A 16814-nucleotide genomic window follows, 5' to 3' on the forward strand; every position below is an offset into this window, starting at 1 on the left:
TACATTTACTTTTCATAATACTTGAAATAAAGCTTGCATGAAAAATTTAGTCCTTGGAAATGAAGCGCTGGCACAAGGCGCTATAGATGCTGGTATTTCAGGAGTCTATGCCTATCCTGGAACGCCTTCGACAGAAATAACCGAATATATTCAGACCTCAAAAATTGCGAAGGAACTCGGGATCCATTCCATGTGGTCAGTTAATGAAAAAACGGCTATGGAAGCGGCTTTAGGCATGTCATATAGCGGTAAAAGAGCCATGACAGTAATGAAACACGTTGGCCTTAACGTAGCTTCTGATGTGTTTATGAATATGGCCGTTTCGGGAATAAATGGCGGCTTGGTTGTGGTTGTAGCAGATGACCCTTCTATGCATTCTTCACAAAATGAACAAGATTCCAGATTTTATGGCAAATTTGCCAAAGTCCCGATTCTTGAGCCATCAAATCAACAAGAGGCCTATAATATGATGCACTATGCGTTTGACCTTTCAGAAGAAACGCAACTTCCTGTTCTGTTAAGACTTGTAACTAGATTATCTCATTCCAAATCTGGCGTTACTTTTAAAGAAAGAAGGGCCCAGAATGGAATTCAATTACCCATAAATACTGATCGTTTCGCATTGATTCCGTCAAATGCTCGAAAACAATACAACAGGCTGGTTGAAAAAAAGGCCAACCTTCTTATTGCCTCAGAAACATCACCTTTTAACAAGCTCGGACAGCACAAAGACAGATCCTTAGGCATCATAGCCTGTGGAATTGGATACAACTATGTGATGGAGAATTTGTCTGAAGATTTAGAATTCTTTTCATTATTAAAGATCTCTCAATATCCATTGCCAAAAGAAAAAGTCAAAAAATTATATCAGGAATGTGACGAAGTCCTTGTTGTAGAAGAAGGGTATCCACTCGTAGAAGAACTCATTCATGACTATTTCGGTAACAGTACCAAAGTCATTGGTAAATTAAGTGGTGACTTGCCATTAACTGGTGAATTAACACCAAATCTGGTTGCAAGAGCCATTGGTCTTTACCGAAAAGAACCCCAGCCAGTATCAGATCTTGTGGTGGGTAGAGCACCGCAACTCTGTGAAGGGTGCGGCCATACCGATCTCTTTAAAGTGATACAGGAAATTCTACCTGAAATAGGACCTAAAAAAGTGTTTGGTGATATTGGATGTTATGCCTTGGGTGCCTTGCCTCCAGTAAATGCAATCAATACACTTATTGACATGGGAGCTTCTATAACCATGGCTAAAGGAGCTGCTGACGCTGGAGTAAAAAATGCCATTGCGGTTATAGGCGATTCTACATTTACCCATTCAGGGATGACGGGCCTGCTGGAAGCCGTTAATGAAAACACATCCATTACGGTAGTGATTTCAGACAATTCGACTGTTGCTATGACAGGAGCCCAACCTTCTTTAGCGGTTGGTCGCTTAAAGAAGATTTGTCTCGGATTGGGCGTAGTTCCTGAGCATCTAAAAATGATTGTACCCTTAAAAAAGAATTTCAAACATAACCTTCAAGTTTTAAGAAATGAAGTTAAGCACAAAGGCGTATCCGTTATCATATCGGAGAGGCCCTGCATCAGGCTTAGCAGGGACAGCAAACAACAAATCAAACAAAAAATAGCCACCCTAAACTAAAACCCCCATTCATGAAATCAAATATCATCCTATCCGGAGTAGGTGGACAAGGGATCCTCACTCTCGCCTCAATTATTGATCTTGCAGCCTTAAGCCAAGACCTATTTGTAAAACAATCTGAAGTGCACGGAATGAGCCAACGCGGTGGAGCAGTTCAATGCCATGTTCGAATTTCCGACAAACAAATTTATTCTGATCTAATTCCTCAGGGGGAAGCTGATTTGATTCTTTCAGCAGAGCCCATGGAGCTCTTAAGACATTTTCCTTTCCTCAAAAAAAACGGGTGGATCATTACAGATTCGAGCACATTTGAAAACATTGTGAATTACCCTGATAAGCACGACTTGTACAAGCAAATTAAAACCCATAAAAATCACATCATTATTAGTGCCAAGAGTTGTGCAAAAGAAATAGGTAATTCTAAAGTTTGTAATATGATATTACTTGGTGCTGCTGCTGAATACATCCCAATTCCGGAAGAAAAATTCTTTAGCGCCATCAACTATTTTTTTAAAGAAAAAAGTGAAAATATAAAACTTAAAAATATTGAAGCATTTAAAATCGGTCAGCAAAAAGCAAAAGATTTTGTTGAGTTTGCGTATTAGATCAAATTATTAAACTCTTGATTTTTAAATGTTCTTTTATCACATTGGCAAGAAGGAAAACTCCTTTTTCTATGCTGTCTTTTGGCATGTTCGAAAACGACAGCCTTAAATGGTTGTCTTTTCTGCTCTCGGGGTCAAAGGTTCTTCCTGTGACGAAAACGACTCCCTGTGACAAGCAATCTTTAAAAAGTGACGTAGCATTTATTGATTCAGGCAATTTGAGCCACGCATAAAAACCTCCTTTGGGTACATTCCAAGAAACGCCTTTTGGAAGGTGCTTTTTCAAACTAGAATGGAGCAACTCGTATCTTTCACTGTACTCTTTTCTGAGAAATAAAAGATAAGGTTCTAGGTAGCCTCTTTCGATAAACTCATTGGCGAGTATCTGCATAAAATTGGAAGTACAGGCGTCTAAAGCCTGTTTGATTGTTTCGGCTTTCTCAAATATTTCCTGGGAAGATAGCATATAGCCCAATCTGAATCCAGGGCCCAAAATTTTCGAAAATGATCCGGTGTAAATAATATCTACATCATATCCTTTATAAGCCTTTATGGGTCTTGTCAATGGCGCCGTTTTATCATCAAAATAAAGATCTCCATAGGCATCATCTTCAATCAGAATGATATCAGTTCCTGATAAAACCTCCAACAATGCCCTTCGACGTTCCTCGGTATAAATAATACCAGCGGGATTGTGAAAATTTGGAGTTATATATAAAAACTTAGGTTTCTGGGTCAGGTTAGCAATAGCTTCTTTTAAGGCTTGAATATCAATGCCCTGATCATCAATTGGGATTCCGATGATTTTTGCTCGATAGGTTTCAAAAACAGAAAGCGCACCAACAAAACAAGGGCATTCAGCAAGTATAACATCACCTTCGTTAACAAATTCTTGTGTAATAATACTAATGGCTTGTAAAGATCCAGTTGTTACCAATACCTTATCTGTACTTAATTTTAGCCCTTTTCTTTCCATCATCTTTTGAAGCGACTTCACTAGTGGAGGATATCCACTTGTAGGACCATATTGGAAGCATAGCTTCTTAATATCATCACTCAAATTTGACAGGATTTCATCGATTTCTTTTACAGGAAAAAGATCATTATTTGGCATACCGGCTGCAAAAGAAATCAAACCATCTTTTGAAGATTGTTTCATTAAAAGTTTAATGTCTTCGGAGTGCATTGAATTAACAGCTCGAGAGAATACGTACATACCAACTGAACTAAGATTTAACTATTCAAAGTAAGCACTTTTTTAAGCATTATGACTTGATAAATATCATCTAATTGATCATTTTTTTTGACTTAATTTACAATTCAATATCACATGATTATGTTGCATGCAAAACTAATCAATCCGGCAAGTATAGCTGTCATAGGAGGGTCAGATAACACAGACAGTATTGGCGGAAGCGTGCTTAAAAACCTGATTGATCAGCAATTTAAAGGGAAATTATATGTGGTAAATCCAAAAAAAGACGAAGTTCAAAAAGTTATATCCTTTAGAGACGCCTCCTTATTACCCAAAACTGATCTGGCAATTATCGCGATCCCAGCCATAGATATTGAAGCGGTAGTGACATTACTTTTAGAGGACAAAGAAACAAAAGCTTTTATAATTTACGCTGCGGGGTTTGCAGAACTCAACGACAGCGGAAGCCAGCTGCAAGATAAAATAACAAAACGCATCACTGAGGCAGGAGGCAGTCTTTTGGGGCCTAACAATATAGGTATGATCAATCAGAATTATGCCGGTGTTTTCACAAAGCCGATTCCCAAAATAGATAAAAAAGGAGTCGATTTTATTTCGGGATCAGGAGCTACTGCTGTTTTCACCTTGGAAGTAGCAGAACAAATAGGTTTGAAATTCTCCAGTTTATTTACCGTTGGCAACAGTGCACAGGTAGGAGTTGAAGAAGTGCTTGAATACCTTGATACGTCTTTTGTACCCGGAGAAAGTAGCCTTGTTAAAATGCTATATATCGAGGGCATAAAAAATTCAGAAAAACTTCTAACACATTGCCTATCTCTTAGACAAAAAGGCTGTTCAATAATAGCCTTAAAATCTGGTATTACTGACAAAGGTAAAGCTGCGGCCTCTTCGCATACCGGGGCAATGGTGAATAGCGATTTATTCGTTTCAGCCCTCTTTAAAAAAGCTGGTATCATACGATGTCAAAGCCGACATGAATTAGTGACTTGTGCAGCACTACTTCAAATTTCAAACAAAAGACCAAAGAAATTTGCCATCGTAACACATGCCGGTGGACCCGCTGTGATTTTAACAGATACACTTAGCCGTAATGGATTAATTATTCCGGATCTAAATGAAAATCATCAGCAAAATTTAAAGAAACTATTATACCCGGGTGCCATTGCAAAGAACCCGATTGACATTCTTGCTACAGGTAATGCTGAACAGCTAGGCGATGTTCTTGATTATTGTGAAAATGAACTGACCGAGATAGAGGGCACTATTGTTATTTTTGGCAGCCCTGGATTGGGAAGCGTCAATGATGCCTTCCAAATGATTCACCAAAAAATAAGGGAATCACATAAACCCATTTACGCCATTTTACCTTCAACTGTTAATGTGCATGAAGAAATTCAACACTTCATTCAAAAAGGAAATCTAGCCTTTAGCGATGAATACCTATTCGGAACTTGTCTCTCGATAATAACAAACGCAAGACCTCAAATTAATAAATCATCGCCTGAAAATATCATAGATGTTGATAGAATTCGGGCATTGATAAAAAATTTTACAAATGGCTTTATCAATCCAGAACAAGTATATGAACTGCTAACAGCAGCAAATATAAAAATGGCGAAACAGGTCTTGGTTCACTCTGAATCAGATTTATTGAATGCAGCCAGATCATTGGAGTATCCAGTTGTTCAAAAAGTGGTGGGACCACTTCATAAAAGTGATACAAAAGGAGTCATAACAAGTGTCCTTAATATTACTGAACTGATGTATAATTTTAGAAAATTAATCAAACAAAAGGGAGTTAAGGCAGTAATGATCCAACAAATGATTTCTGGTAAAGAAGTATTTATAGGTTCAAAAAGGGAATCGGGCTTCTCCCCGCTTATCTTATGTGGCGCAGGAGGTATTTATATCGAAGCCTTACATGACATCAGTAATTCATTAGCACCTGTAGGTATTAATGAAGCCAAAGAAATGGTAGATCAATTAACAATCAAACCCATTTTAGAGGGAATACGAGGCGAAGAACCTTGTAATCTGGAGGCCTTTTATGAAACCATAAAAAAAATATCCAACTTGCTGATGGTTACACCAGAAATAGCTGAGTTAGACATCAACCCATTAATAATATCTGAAAAAGATATCGTGGCTGTAGATGCCCGAATCAAGATTAAAAAATAATGGCGCTAGCTTCACAGCGGCACAACCTCTCCTCTTTCATTTGAAGTATCACTTCCTAGATAAAAACTGTGATCTTGAGCGATGATCCTTTTTCTTAGTTCATGAAGTTCTGGCTGATGCATTTCATGAATTATTTGACCATACTTTTGGGAATTGCTGTCAAAAAAAATGATTTCCTGAATTATATTACCCTCCTCTACCTGAGACATTAAACAGCCTTGAGTGCCTGGAAATTTCTTCTTTAATGCATCAAATATAGTCTTATCATTCCCTGCATAAATCCAATTAGTCATCACTGGAATAGTTTTAGTCTCTTTTGATCCTATCATCGATTTAACTGAAATCATCATACTGATAAGACCATCCACAATACCATATAATCCTGCGCTGTTTGGAAAATGTTTTTTATGAAAAATACTGAGTGCCCCATAAAAATTTTCAAGATAGAACTTATCTTTTATGGTGCTTTCTCCTTTAAAATGAAGCACCTTATTGCTACCAACATAAAAGTTTTTAAAACCTGCTTTTGTTATTCTGTAACTTAGATCAATATCTTCGCCATACATAAAAAAGTCTTCATCAAATCCGGCAATTTTATCATAAACCTCCTTTTTAATAAACATGAAAGCTCCTGTTAAAACATCTATCTCAGCAATTTCATCCTTGCCAATATGATTGGCATAATAATATTTGGAATAACCTAGTAATTTAGCCCCGGCAACCTTCAAATCAGGAAAATTTCGTTTGCTCTCAGGAAGGTACTTCCCTGAGCCATCCATAAACTGCACCCCAGCCGCACCGAAATTATTTTGCTTCTCACTAAAACGCAACATTTCTGAAAGAGTGGTTTCCGTTAGCATAGTGTCTGGATTCAAAATCAGGATATAGTCTCCTTGCGCTAATGCCGCGCCTTGATTATTGGCTTTTCCAAAACCAACATTCTTTGAATTCTTTATATATTTAATCTTAGGGAAATCTTCATCTAGCATGTCACAACTGCCATCCTTTGAATCATTGTCAACCACTATGATTTCAATGTCAATAGCAATATCAGAACTTAGAATACTGCAGATGCAATTCTTGAGAAAATACCGGGCGTTATAATTGACAATGACAACTGAGATACGAATCACAGGGTGTAGATTTTTGGTAAAAATATGACAATTTATTATTTAGTCAAGACTTAGCTATATATTTGTGTCTATAATAAATCAGTCATGAAATCAGCTACTGTAAGGGAAATAAAAAAAGAACTCCAGGAAAGATCTCCAAAAGAGATTTTAGAATTATGTCTGCGACTGTCTAGATTTAAAAAAGAGAATAAAGAGTTACTCACCTATTTACTATTTGAAGCTTCTGATGAGGCCACGTATATTGAAAGTGTTAAGGAAGAAATTGATGAAAAGTTTGAAAAGGTAAACCGGAAAAGTCCTTATTTTGTCAAGAAAAGTATTCGAACCATTCTGAATCACACTAAAAAATATATTCGCTACTCGCAAAACAAAGAGACAGAACTTGAATTACTCATTTACTTTATTCAGAAACTAAAATCATTCCAGCCTTCTATACATAGAAATAGAAAAGTGGAAACCATCTACCTCAGGTTGATTCAAGAATGCAAAAAAAAGACCGCCCTTCTTCATGAAGACCTGCAATATGATTATTACAGAGAATTAGAAGAATTCTAAGTCTTGGCTATTGTAAATTACTGAAGAAATCAATGCTTTAGTGACTGATGAAAAGGAACCCTATTTAAAATACTACGCCCAAGGGTTACCTCATCTGCATACTCAATCTCATCTCCTACTGAAATACCTCTTGCGATTGTGGTTAAATTCACCTCAAACTTTTGCAGTTGTCTATAAATATAGAAATTGGTTGTATCACCTTCCATAGTCGAACTTAAGGCTAAAATAACTTCCTTAATTTCTCCATCAGCTACTTTTCGGACCAAATCTTCAATAGTAAGATTATGCGGCCCTATCCCTTCCATAGGAGAAATTTTCCCGCCAAGCACATGATAAAATCCTTTGAATTGAGAAGTATTTTCTATGGCCATGACGTCTCTGATATCCTCTACGACACATATTGCACTCGGATCTCTTCTTGGGTTTCTACATATCTCACATAATTCAACGTCAGAGATATTATGACAATTCTTACATAGCTTGATCTCGTCTCTAAAACTCGACAATGCTTCAGTAAGATAGTGAGTCTGTTCTTTTGGTTGTTTTAATAGGTGCAAGACAAGTCGAAGTGCTGTTCTCCTACCTATTCCAGGCAACTGGGCCATCTCATTGACCGCATTTTCTAAAAGTTTTGAAGAAAAATCCATGCAGCAAATGTAAGGTTTTTTTAAAATTTTTACTATCAAAACCGAGAGGCAAAAAAAACAAAATATATTCATTTGAATTCCACATTTCTCCCAACAAAAACAATTATTTTTACATTTCAATTATTCTGTATGTCTCCCTTTTTACTATTAAGTATAATCCTCATTTACTTTGCTGTACTTGTTGCAATTACTTATTTTACTTCTAAAGATGACAGCAACGAAGTTTTTTTTAAAGCCAATAGAAACTCTCCCTGGTATGTGGTTGCTTTTGGAATGATTGGGGCATCTCTTTCCGGGGTCACTTTTATATCGGTGCCTGGCTGGGTTGACAGTACGCAATTCAGTTATATGCAAATCGTGATTGGATATTTTTTTGGTTACGTTATTATTGCTGCGGTCTTACTTCCGCTCTATTACAGGATGAACCTCACTTCTATTTACGAATACCTTCTGATCAGATTCGGACCTAGAAGTCATAAAATGGGGGCCTTTTTCTTTTTGCTTTCGCGAATATTAATTGCTTCGTTTCGCCTATTCCTGGTCGCTTCAGTTTTACAATATTTTATACTTGACACATGGTATATTCCCTTTGAACTTACTGTGATCTTTTCAGTCTTATTTATATGGTTATATACCTATAGAGCTGGGATAAAAACAATCGTCTGGACTGACACGCTTCAAACCTTTCTCATGATCGCAGCCGTGATATTTGCTGTTGTCATCCTTTTAGACAGGCTTCCATTTACATTTATGGAATTTATAAATTCAGATGACTTTAAAGCCTACCGTAAGACCTTTTTTGATGATGATATTAATGACCGTAAACACTGGCTGAAATCATTTCTAGGAGGTATGTTTATTGCCATTGCCATGACAGGCTTAGACCAGGATAATATGCAAAAAAATCTGACCTGTAAAAACCTGAGAGCATCGCAGAAAAACGTTATTTCTCTGGGTTTGGTCTTAATACCAGTGAATTTAATTTTTCTCTTCCTGGGTGCCTTGTTATTCACTTATGCCAATATCAATCAGGTAGAAATTCCTGTTGTAGAAGGGAAAATGAAGACAGATTTATTATTTCCTGAGATTGCTTTAAACCAAAATTTCGGAAACGGACTTGGCATTATATTTATATTGGGTTTGATCGCAGCAGCTTATTCAAGTGCTGACAGTGCGCTTACTTCTTTGACCACATCTTTTAGTATTGATTTTATAGGCATTGATTCTAAACCAAAAAAAGATAAGAAGAAAATTCGAAAGTGGATTCATCTCTTGTTTTCTGTTTTATTGGTAGGCATCATTATTGCTTATCAGTATATTCTTGAAGACAACGTCATTAGTAGTTTGCTCAAAGTTTCATCTTATACTTATGGACCTCTTTTAGGTTTGTTTTCTTTTGGAATCTTGACTAAATACAAGTTGAATGAAAAATGGGTTTGGTTTGTAGCCATTGCTGCATTGAGCCTTAGTTATGCACTAAATATATACTCTCAAAGCCTATTTAATGGGTATAATTTTGGTTATGAAATTCTAATTGTAAATGGTTTATTAACCTTTATTGGATTGTATCTGATACGCAGTAAAAGCGAATCAAATTAAAAATTAACGTATTTTTGAAGCATGGAAAAAGACCTGAGTAATTATCGAAAAAGTTATGAACGCAATCCCTTGATAAGGGAAGATCTGCCGGAAAACCCAATGGAATTATTTCAAAAATGGTTTTTTGAAGCGGATGAATTTGAAGGCTTGGATGAAACCAATGCGATGAGCGTTTCGACCATTGGGCTTGATGGCTTCCCTAAAACGCGCATCGTATTACTCAAAAAATTCACCTGGGAAGGTTTTATTTTTTACACTAACTATAACAGTGAAAAAGGTAAGGCTATAACGGCCAATCCAAACCTATGTTTAAATCTTTTTTGGCATGGTCTTGAAAGACAAATTATCATCAAAGGTGTGGCAGAAAAAATAGCGCCTAACTTATCGGATGGCTATTTCGAATCCCGCCCTGACGGCAGTAAATTAGGAGCTTGGGCCTCAGATCAAAGTCAGGAAATACAGTCAAGAGACGAAATGGATTCCAAATTAAAACAACTGGAAAAACACTATGAAAATAAAGAAATACCCAGACCTGATTATTGGGGTGGGTTTATTGTCAAGCCCGTTTCATTAGAATTCTGGCAAGGCAGACCCAATAGAATGCATGACAGAATTCTCTATGCTCTGCAAGAAGATTATAATTGGAAAATCACCAGGCTTCAGCCTTAGCTCCTAAGGGTTTCAGTTTTTACAATGGAAAAAAAATATAAATAGAAAACAATCGTTCTCTAATTTTATTATATTTGATTAACATTGCCACCTTAAAAAATGAAAACACTATTCATTGTGCGTCATGCCAAATCCTCCTGGGAGTACGAAGGCATAAAAGACATAGACAGACCCCTCAAAAAAAGAGGGATCAATGATGCCTATTTAATTTCCAGGGAATTACAGAAAAAAATTGAAACGCCTTCAGTGTTCGTTGCCAGTTGTGCCAACAGGGCGCTGCATACCGCGATGATTTTCAGCTATGCCTTTAACTATCCCCTAGCAAATTTAAAGATCAGTAAATCGCTGTATAGTTTTAGCGATGGCTACCTTATCAAAACGGTAAAAGCATTAGACAACGGTTTTGATTCAGCCATTATCTTCAGTCATGATCACGGAATCAGTGATTTTGTGAATAAATTTGGAAACAAAGAAATACATCACGTTCCAACTTGCGGAGTAGTAGCCATAGAATTTGATACCAAACATTGGAAAAACATAAAGGACGGTAAAACCTTATTCACAGAATTCCCAAAATATTATAAGTGATTTTAACATTGGATTCAGGGTTGAGGGTATAATTCCTCATCACCTCACTTCCGATCACCTCACTTCCGATCACCTCACCTGCGATCACCTCACTTTGTTAAAGTGAAACGGCTCCTTCAAAGCAGTTATAACTGCCTTATCCCGTTTATAAACATCTTTCATAAACATGAGATTATTGTCTTGATCTACAGCAGCTGTAAGATAAATCAGATAGATATTTACAGGTTTAGGTAATGTGATTGTCGTTGTTTTACCTGACTTTAATATTTCATTTATCTTATCCATATTCCAGACGTCAGGGTCATCCATCAAACTCATCATCAATCCCCATTTGTCTTCAGTTCTAATACATCCATGGCTAAATGCCCTGTCTTGTCGGTTGAACAATCCTCTTGAAGGTGTATCATGAAGGTATACAGCATATTTATTTGGAAACATGAATTTAACCTCTCCCAGTGCATTCCACGGACCTGCTTTTTGTCTTATGATAAACGGGAAATTACCCCTAGAATACTGGTTCCAGTCAATGGTAGAAGGATCTAAAATCTTTCCGTTTCTATCCATGACTTCCATATGCTTCGCTGCCAGATAGCCAGGGTCCTTCTTTAATTTTGGTAAGGTCTCATGCGTAGAAATAGAATAGGGCAAAGTCCAAGTAGGATTCATGTCGATATATTTCATAACACCTTTAAACACCGGAGTTTCTTTATGAAACTTCCCAACGATTACTCTTGAATCAAAAACTTCCTTTTTATTTGTTATCCGCTTAACATGAAAACCAGCAATATTAACTATTAGAAAATCATCATCAGGATGTTGAAAAATCCATCTGGTTCTTTCCAAATTCAAAATGATCATATCTATTCTGTCTTCAATTGGAACTCTCATTTGTTCTATGGTTCCTTTACCAATTACGCCATCGCTGGTAAGTTTATGTCTGACTTGAAAATCCTTAACCGCTGCCTCAACAATCGTATCAAATACTTCCTCATTCTCTACCGAATATTTCTTTAGGTCACCCACCGCCATTAAATAATTTCTTATCTCAACTACACGTGCCGATGTATCACCAGGTTTTAATGTTTCTCCTTCACTAACTAAAGGCCATCCCCCTTCTGCAGCCTCAGTTCGCAATTTCTTCAATTGCAGTTTCATGAGTTTATACATATAATGGGTTGGCTTAAATTCTTCTAAGACTACCTTTATTCTTTTATTATGAAGTGTTGCGGTCAAAAGACTATCAGGATTTGAAGGGCCTTCATTACGCTCTACATCCCAGGTTTTTCTGAGATCAGATTGTTCTAGTTTTCCTTCCATAAGATGGGATGCATAAAGAATCAAGGCATCCGTCATTAAAAGGTCCAGATCTGCACGTTCTTGATGACTTAATTTACCTTTTTTGGATTTATCCGTAAGAAGCTTAATCATCTCAAGGTGGTAATCATTAGGGCTTAATCCTTCATCAAAAGAAGATTCCAAGCTCTCAATAAGGTCTTTTTTATTTTTAGAATTGTTCCAGGCTGGTTCAAAATCTCTGTTTGAATAAAATTGAGGAAGTTCCTCTTGAGAAAACAACTCAATCCCATTAACAGCTACAACGTTTTGCCCCTCTTCTGAAAGAACCTTGCTTTCAAGAACCTGTTCTACAGTTTGTTCCTGGGCATTGATTGAAGTCGATGTGCTAATAAAAATAAAGAAAAGTACTAAAATTTTTAATTTGGTCATGATAGGTTTCGTTGAATGAAAAACAAAAATATTCAATAATCCTTAAAAACGCACACGATCTTTCCCTTAAGTTTCATTATCTATTATAGCTGACTTTAAGATCTCTATTTTAACCTGTCGCTCCAAGCTAAAAATTTTTCTATATTAGTTGACCTTATCAAAGCAGCAACGAAATGCCTAAAAAAGATCTTAAAAAGTATTGGAAAACCAACCTGAAATATTTGGGAATCCTCTTATCCATATGGTTTTTAGTTTCATTCGTAATGGGTATTGTTCTTGTTGACCAGTTGAATTCAATAAAATTTGGTGGATTTAAACTTGGGTTTTGGTTTGCGCAGCAAGGATCCATTTACTTTTTTGTATTGATCATCCTGATTTATATAAGATTAATGAACAAGCTCGATAAAAAATACGGCGTTAACGAATAAATTATGACCTTACAAATCTGGACCTGGCTTTTAATCGCCATCACTTTCTCTATTTACATAGGAATCGCTATCTGGTCTCGAGCTTCATCAACAAAAGATTTTTACGTTGCTGGCGGTGGAGTTTCTCCCTTGGCAAACGGCCTTGCCACTGCGGCTGATTGGATGTCAGCAGCCTCCTTTATCTCCATGGCTGGCTTGATTTCGTTTAGTGGTTATGATGCTTCAGTTTACCTTATGGGCTGGACCGGTGGTTATGTCTTGCTGGCCTTACTCCTTGCCCCTTATTTGCGGAAATTCGGAAAATTCACTGTTCCTGATTTTATTGGAGATCGCTATTATTCAAACGTAGCAAGATCAGTGGCTGTATTTTGTGCTCTGATTGTTTCTTTTACCTATGTAGCAGGACAAATGAGAGGTGTAGGACTTGTTTTTTCAAGATTTCTGGAAGTTGATATTACAACAGGTGTTCTGATAGGAATGATCATTGTTTTATTCTATGCGGTTCTTGGAGGTATGAAAGGTATTACTTATACTCAAGTTGCTCAGTATTGCGTGCTTATATTTGCGTTTATGGTTCCTGCCATATTTATTTCCATACAGATGACAGGGATTGCTATCCCACAAATCGGATTCGGAAGTACCGGTACAGATGGCATTTATCTGCTCGATAAACTGGATCAATTACATCGAGATCTGGGCTTTCATGAATATACGTCCGGTTCAAAATCTAAACTGGATGTGTTTTTTATCACTGCTGCGCTTATGGTTGGTACCGCTGGATTACCGCATGTTATTGTGCGATTCTTTACCGTTAAAAAAGTGAGTGACGCCAGAAAGTCGGCAGGCTGGGCATTGCTCTTTATAGCCATACTCTATACTACAGCTCCGGCTATCGCTGTATTTGCCAGAACAAATCTCATTGAAACTGTTTCCGATAAGCCTTATAAAGATTTGCCTTCATGGGTTGCCAATTGGGAAAAAACGGGCCTCATGCGCTTTACAGACAAAAATAATGATGGAAGAGTTCAGTATGTTGCAGACCCTATGATCAATGAGTTAGAAGTTGATAAAGACATCATGGTTTTAGCCAATCCAGAAATCGCCAATTTACCGAATTGGGTCATCGCCTTAGTTGCCGCAGGTGGCTTAGCTGCCGCTTTATCAACCGCTGCCGGATTGTTACTCGTAATTTCTGCCTCTGTATCTCATGACCTCATCAAAAAAATGATTAATCCGAATATATCTGAAAAAGGGGAATTGATCGCGGCGAGAATATCTGCTATTATTGCCGTATCCATTGCTGGATATTTTGGTATAAACCCTCCCGATTTTGTAGCCGCTACGGTGGCCTTGGCTTTTGGTCTGGCTGCAGCTTCATTTTTCCCTGCCATCATTTTAGGGATTTTTGTCAAAAGAATGAATAAGGAAGGTGCAGTTGCCGGAATGGTTGTGGGCATGCTATGCATGTTATATTATATGATGAAATTTAAATTTGATTGGTTCGGGGGTGGAACTCAAGACGAATGGTGGTTCGGCATTTCACCTGAAGGTTTTGGAACGGTGGCAATGATCATCAACTTTATTGTTTCCTTGACCATTTCTTCCATGACACCTAAACCTCCTCAGGAAATACAAGAATTGGTTGAAAATATCAGGATTCCTTCAGGTTCAGGAAAGCCACAGGATCATTAATCAGGTTTTTCAGTCGTTCGTCGATTTTTTTTCATAAATTTTATCATTAATTTTATATTGCTGCTCATTGCAATTCCGCTAAAAATAAATAATACTTTATCCACTAGTCTGAGATTGAGAAATTTAAAATATCGTTTATGAAATCCTTACAAATCAACACTTTTAAAGAATACAAAGAGAAATATGAACAAAGTGTCACTGACCCAGAGGGCTTTTGGGCGGAAGTTGCTGAACATTTTCTATGGCAGAAAAAATGGGACAAGGTATTGGATTGGGATTTTTCTAAACCCGAAATTAAATGGTTTGAGGGCGCAAAATTAAATATTGCTGAAAACTGTCTCGATCGGCATTTGGAAACCTTGGGAAATAAAACTGCCATTATCTGGGAGCCAAACGATCCGGACGAAGAGTCAAGATACATTACTTATCGCCAACTTTTTGTAAAAGTATCTCGGTTTGCAAATGTGCTGAAAAACAATGGCATTAAAAAAGGCGATCGCGTATGTTTATATATGCCTATGATTCCTGAATTGGCTATAGCGATGCTCGCTTGTGCCAGAATTGGAGCCGTTCATTCAATTGTTTTTGCAGGTTTTTCTTCTTCAGCTTTATCGAGTAGGATAAACGATTCTAAATGCAAAATGCTCATCACGGCAAATGAAGTATATAGAGGTAATAAACCTATTAATTTGAAAAAAGTATGTGATGAGGCTTTAAAAAATACGCCTTCAGTTGAGAACGTTATTGTTTACAGAAGAACTGTGGAACCTACTGAGATGACTCCGGGAAGAGACAAATTCTGGTTTGATGAATTGCAAAAGGTTGATACATCTTGTGAGGCAGAAGCTATGGATGCTGAAGACTTACTTTTTATATTATATACGTCCGGATCAACAGGAAAACCTAAAGGAATGGTTCATACCACCGGAGGTTATATGGTAGGGTCAACGTATACTTTTGAAAACGTGTTTCAATGTAAAAAGGATGATATTTATTGGTGTACTGCAGATATTGGTTGGATAACGGGTCACTCTTATATTATTTACGGCCCCTTATGCGCAGGAGCAACAACTGTGATGTTTGAAGGAGTTCCTTCTTTCCCTGATTATGGAAGATTTTGGGAAATTGTTGACAAACTCAATGTGACGCATTTTTATACGGCACCAACTGCGATCAGGGCTTTGGCAAAACACCCATTAAGTCTTGTTGAAAAGCATGACCTTTCAAGTTTAAAAGTATTGGGTTCAGTTGGAGAGCCTATAAATGAAGAGGCATGGCACTGGTATAATGACAATATTGGAAAAACGAAGTGCCCGATAGTAGATACCTGGTGGCAAACAGAAACGGGAGCCATGATGATTTCACCAATTGCCGGAATCACGCCTACAAGACCTACGTTTGCTACCCTCCCATTACCTGGCGTGCAACCTGTATTAATGGATGAACATGGAAATGAAGTTACTCAAAAAAGCATGGAACCTTCCGAGGGCAGATTGGCAATGAAAGCCCCGTGGCCATCGATAGCTAGAACCATTTACGGAGACCACCAAAGGTATAAAGACACTTATTTCTCAACCTATAAGAATATGTATTTCACTGGTGACGGAGCTTATCGCGATGCAAGTGGTAATTATAGAATTACAGGTAGAGTTGATGATGTTGTGATCGTATCTGGGCATAATCTGGGCACAGCTCCTATTGAAAATGCAATTGATGAACACGCTGATATTGTTGAATGCGCCGTGGTAGGATTCCCACATGATGTGAAGGGAAATGCCCTTTATGCTTATGTCACCAAATATGATAACTGTACAACATCTGATGAGGATCTAAGAGTTGAAATTAATAAGCTAATCGCCAGTACTATTGGTGCCATTGCAAAACTCGACAAAGTTCAATTCGTGTCAGGACTTCCAAAGACCAGGTCAGGAAAGATCATGCGTAGAATTCTCAGGAAAATCGCCTCTAATGAAGGTGACAATCTCGGAGACATATCAACGCTTTTAAATCCTGAGGTGGTTGAAGAGATAAAAGCAGGGGTAATTTAAAAGTATTTAAGATTCTGACTTTTTACTTATGACTTATCATAGTGATCCCCGAGGTGATCGGAAGTGAGGTGATCGGAAGT

General features: G+C 37.4%; 14 protein-coding genes. 10 read left to right on the forward strand and 4 right to left on the reverse strand.

Translation table 11 applies throughout. The features are described 5' to 3' along the window. The first annotated feature begins 37 nt into the window (after positions 1–37). Both QWY87_RS06685 and QWY87_RS06690 read left to right on the forward strand, forming a co-directional pair. Positions 38–1651, forward strand: coding sequence for a thiamine pyrophosphate-dependent enzyme (locus QWY87_RS06685; protein ID WP_290289683.1), 1614 nt, complete (start codon positions 38–40; stop codon positions 1649–1651). Positions 1652–1662: 11 nt separating this feature from the next. Continuing rightward, entirely contained in the window at positions 1663–2256 is a 594-nt protein-coding gene (locus tag QWY87_RS06690) for an indolepyruvate oxidoreductase subunit beta (protein ID WP_290289684.1), read from the forward strand. A gap of 1 nt (position 2257) precedes the next feature. Here QWY87_RS06690 and QWY87_RS06695 read toward each other — a convergent pair whose 3' ends face one another. Continuing rightward, positions 2258–3415 (reverse strand): aminotransferase-like domain-containing protein, encoded by a 1158-nt coding sequence (locus QWY87_RS06695; protein WP_290289686.1) that lies wholly within the window; start codon positions 3413–3415, stop codon positions 2258–2260. Positions 3416–3592: 177 nt separating this feature from the next. Between QWY87_RS06695 and QWY87_RS06700 the strand changes: the two genes are divergently transcribed. Further along, the gene (locus QWY87_RS06700) at positions 3593–5650 is read left to right on the forward strand and encodes an acetate--CoA ligase family protein (RefSeq protein ID WP_290289688.1); all 2058 of its coding nucleotides are present in this window, start codon (positions 3593–3595) and stop codon (positions 5648–5650) included. Between the two features lie 11 nt (positions 5651–5661). Here QWY87_RS06700 and QWY87_RS06705 read toward each other — a convergent pair whose 3' ends face one another. Beyond that, the gene (locus QWY87_RS06705; protein WP_290289689.1) at positions 5662–6783 is read right to left on the reverse strand and encodes a glycosyltransferase family 2 protein; all 1122 of its coding nucleotides are present in this window, start codon (positions 6781–6783) and stop codon (positions 5662–5664) included. Between the two features lie 84 nt (positions 6784–6867). On the opposite strand from QWY87_RS06705, the gene QWY87_RS06710 reads away from it, so the two are divergent. Then, complete coding sequence (locus QWY87_RS06710) at positions 6868–7338, forward strand: hypothetical protein (protein ID WP_290289691.1); 471 nt, start codon at positions 6868–6870, stop codon at positions 7336–7338. A 29-nt stretch (positions 7339–7367) separates the two neighbouring features. Here QWY87_RS06710 and recR read toward each other — a convergent pair whose 3' ends face one another. Then, positions 7368–7985 (reverse strand): recombination mediator RecR, encoded by a 618-nt coding sequence (gene recR / locus QWY87_RS06715; RefSeq protein ID WP_290289693.1) that lies wholly within the window; start codon positions 7983–7985, stop codon positions 7368–7370. A gap of 129 nt (positions 7986–8114) precedes the next feature. Here recR and QWY87_RS06720 point away from each other — a divergent pair, with 129 nt between their 5' ends. The 3 genes from QWY87_RS06720 to QWY87_RS06730 all read left to right on the forward strand — a co-directional run bounded on the left by QWY87_RS06720 (position 8115) and on the right by QWY87_RS06730 (position 10841). Continuing rightward, positions 8115–9584, forward strand: a complete 1470-nt coding sequence (locus QWY87_RS06720; RefSeq protein WP_290289695.1) for a sodium:solute symporter — start codon at positions 8115–8117, stop codon at positions 9582–9584. Positions 9585–9605: 21 nt separating this feature from the next. Continuing rightward, complete coding sequence (gene pdxH / locus QWY87_RS06725; RefSeq protein ID WP_290289697.1) at positions 9606–10253, forward strand: pyridoxamine 5'-phosphate oxidase; 648 nt, start codon at positions 9606–9608, stop codon at positions 10251–10253. Positions 10254–10352: 99 nt separating this feature from the next. After that, entirely contained in the window at positions 10353–10841 is a 489-nt protein-coding gene (locus tag QWY87_RS06730) for a SixA phosphatase family protein (RefSeq protein WP_290289698.1), read from the forward strand. Between the two features lie 84 nt (positions 10842–10925). Here QWY87_RS06730 and QWY87_RS06735 read toward each other — a convergent pair whose 3' ends face one another. Then, entirely contained in the window at positions 10926–12566 is a 1641-nt protein-coding gene (locus QWY87_RS06735) for a L,D-transpeptidase family protein (RefSeq protein WP_290289700.1), read from the reverse strand. A gap of 173 nt (positions 12567–12739) precedes the next feature. On the opposite strand from QWY87_RS06735, the gene QWY87_RS06740 reads away from it, so the two are divergent. From QWY87_RS06740 to acs, 3 genes are all read left to right on the forward strand, one after another. After that, a complete protein-coding gene (locus QWY87_RS06740) occupies positions 12740–12994 on the forward strand; it encodes a DUF4212 domain-containing protein (RefSeq protein ID WP_290289701.1) in 255 nt (84 codons plus the stop codon). 3 nt (positions 12995–12997) lie between these two features. Continuing rightward, positions 12998–14686: a sodium:solute symporter family protein gene (locus tag QWY87_RS06745; RefSeq protein WP_290289703.1), complete on the forward strand. Its 1689-nt coding sequence runs from the start codon at positions 12998–13000 to the stop codon at positions 14684–14686. A 137-nt stretch (positions 14687–14823) separates the two neighbouring features. Continuing rightward, the gene (gene acs, locus QWY87_RS06750; protein ID WP_290289704.1) at positions 14824–16734 is read left to right on the forward strand and encodes an acetate--CoA ligase; all 1911 of its coding nucleotides are present in this window, start codon (positions 14824–14826) and stop codon (positions 16732–16734) included. Positions 16735–16814: the final 80 nt, after the last annotated feature.

The sequence above is a fragment of the Lutimonas halocynthiae genome (assembly GCF_030409835.1).
GTDB lineage: Bacteria > Bacteroidota > Bacteroidia > Flavobacteriales > Flavobacteriaceae > Lutimonas > Lutimonas halocynthiae.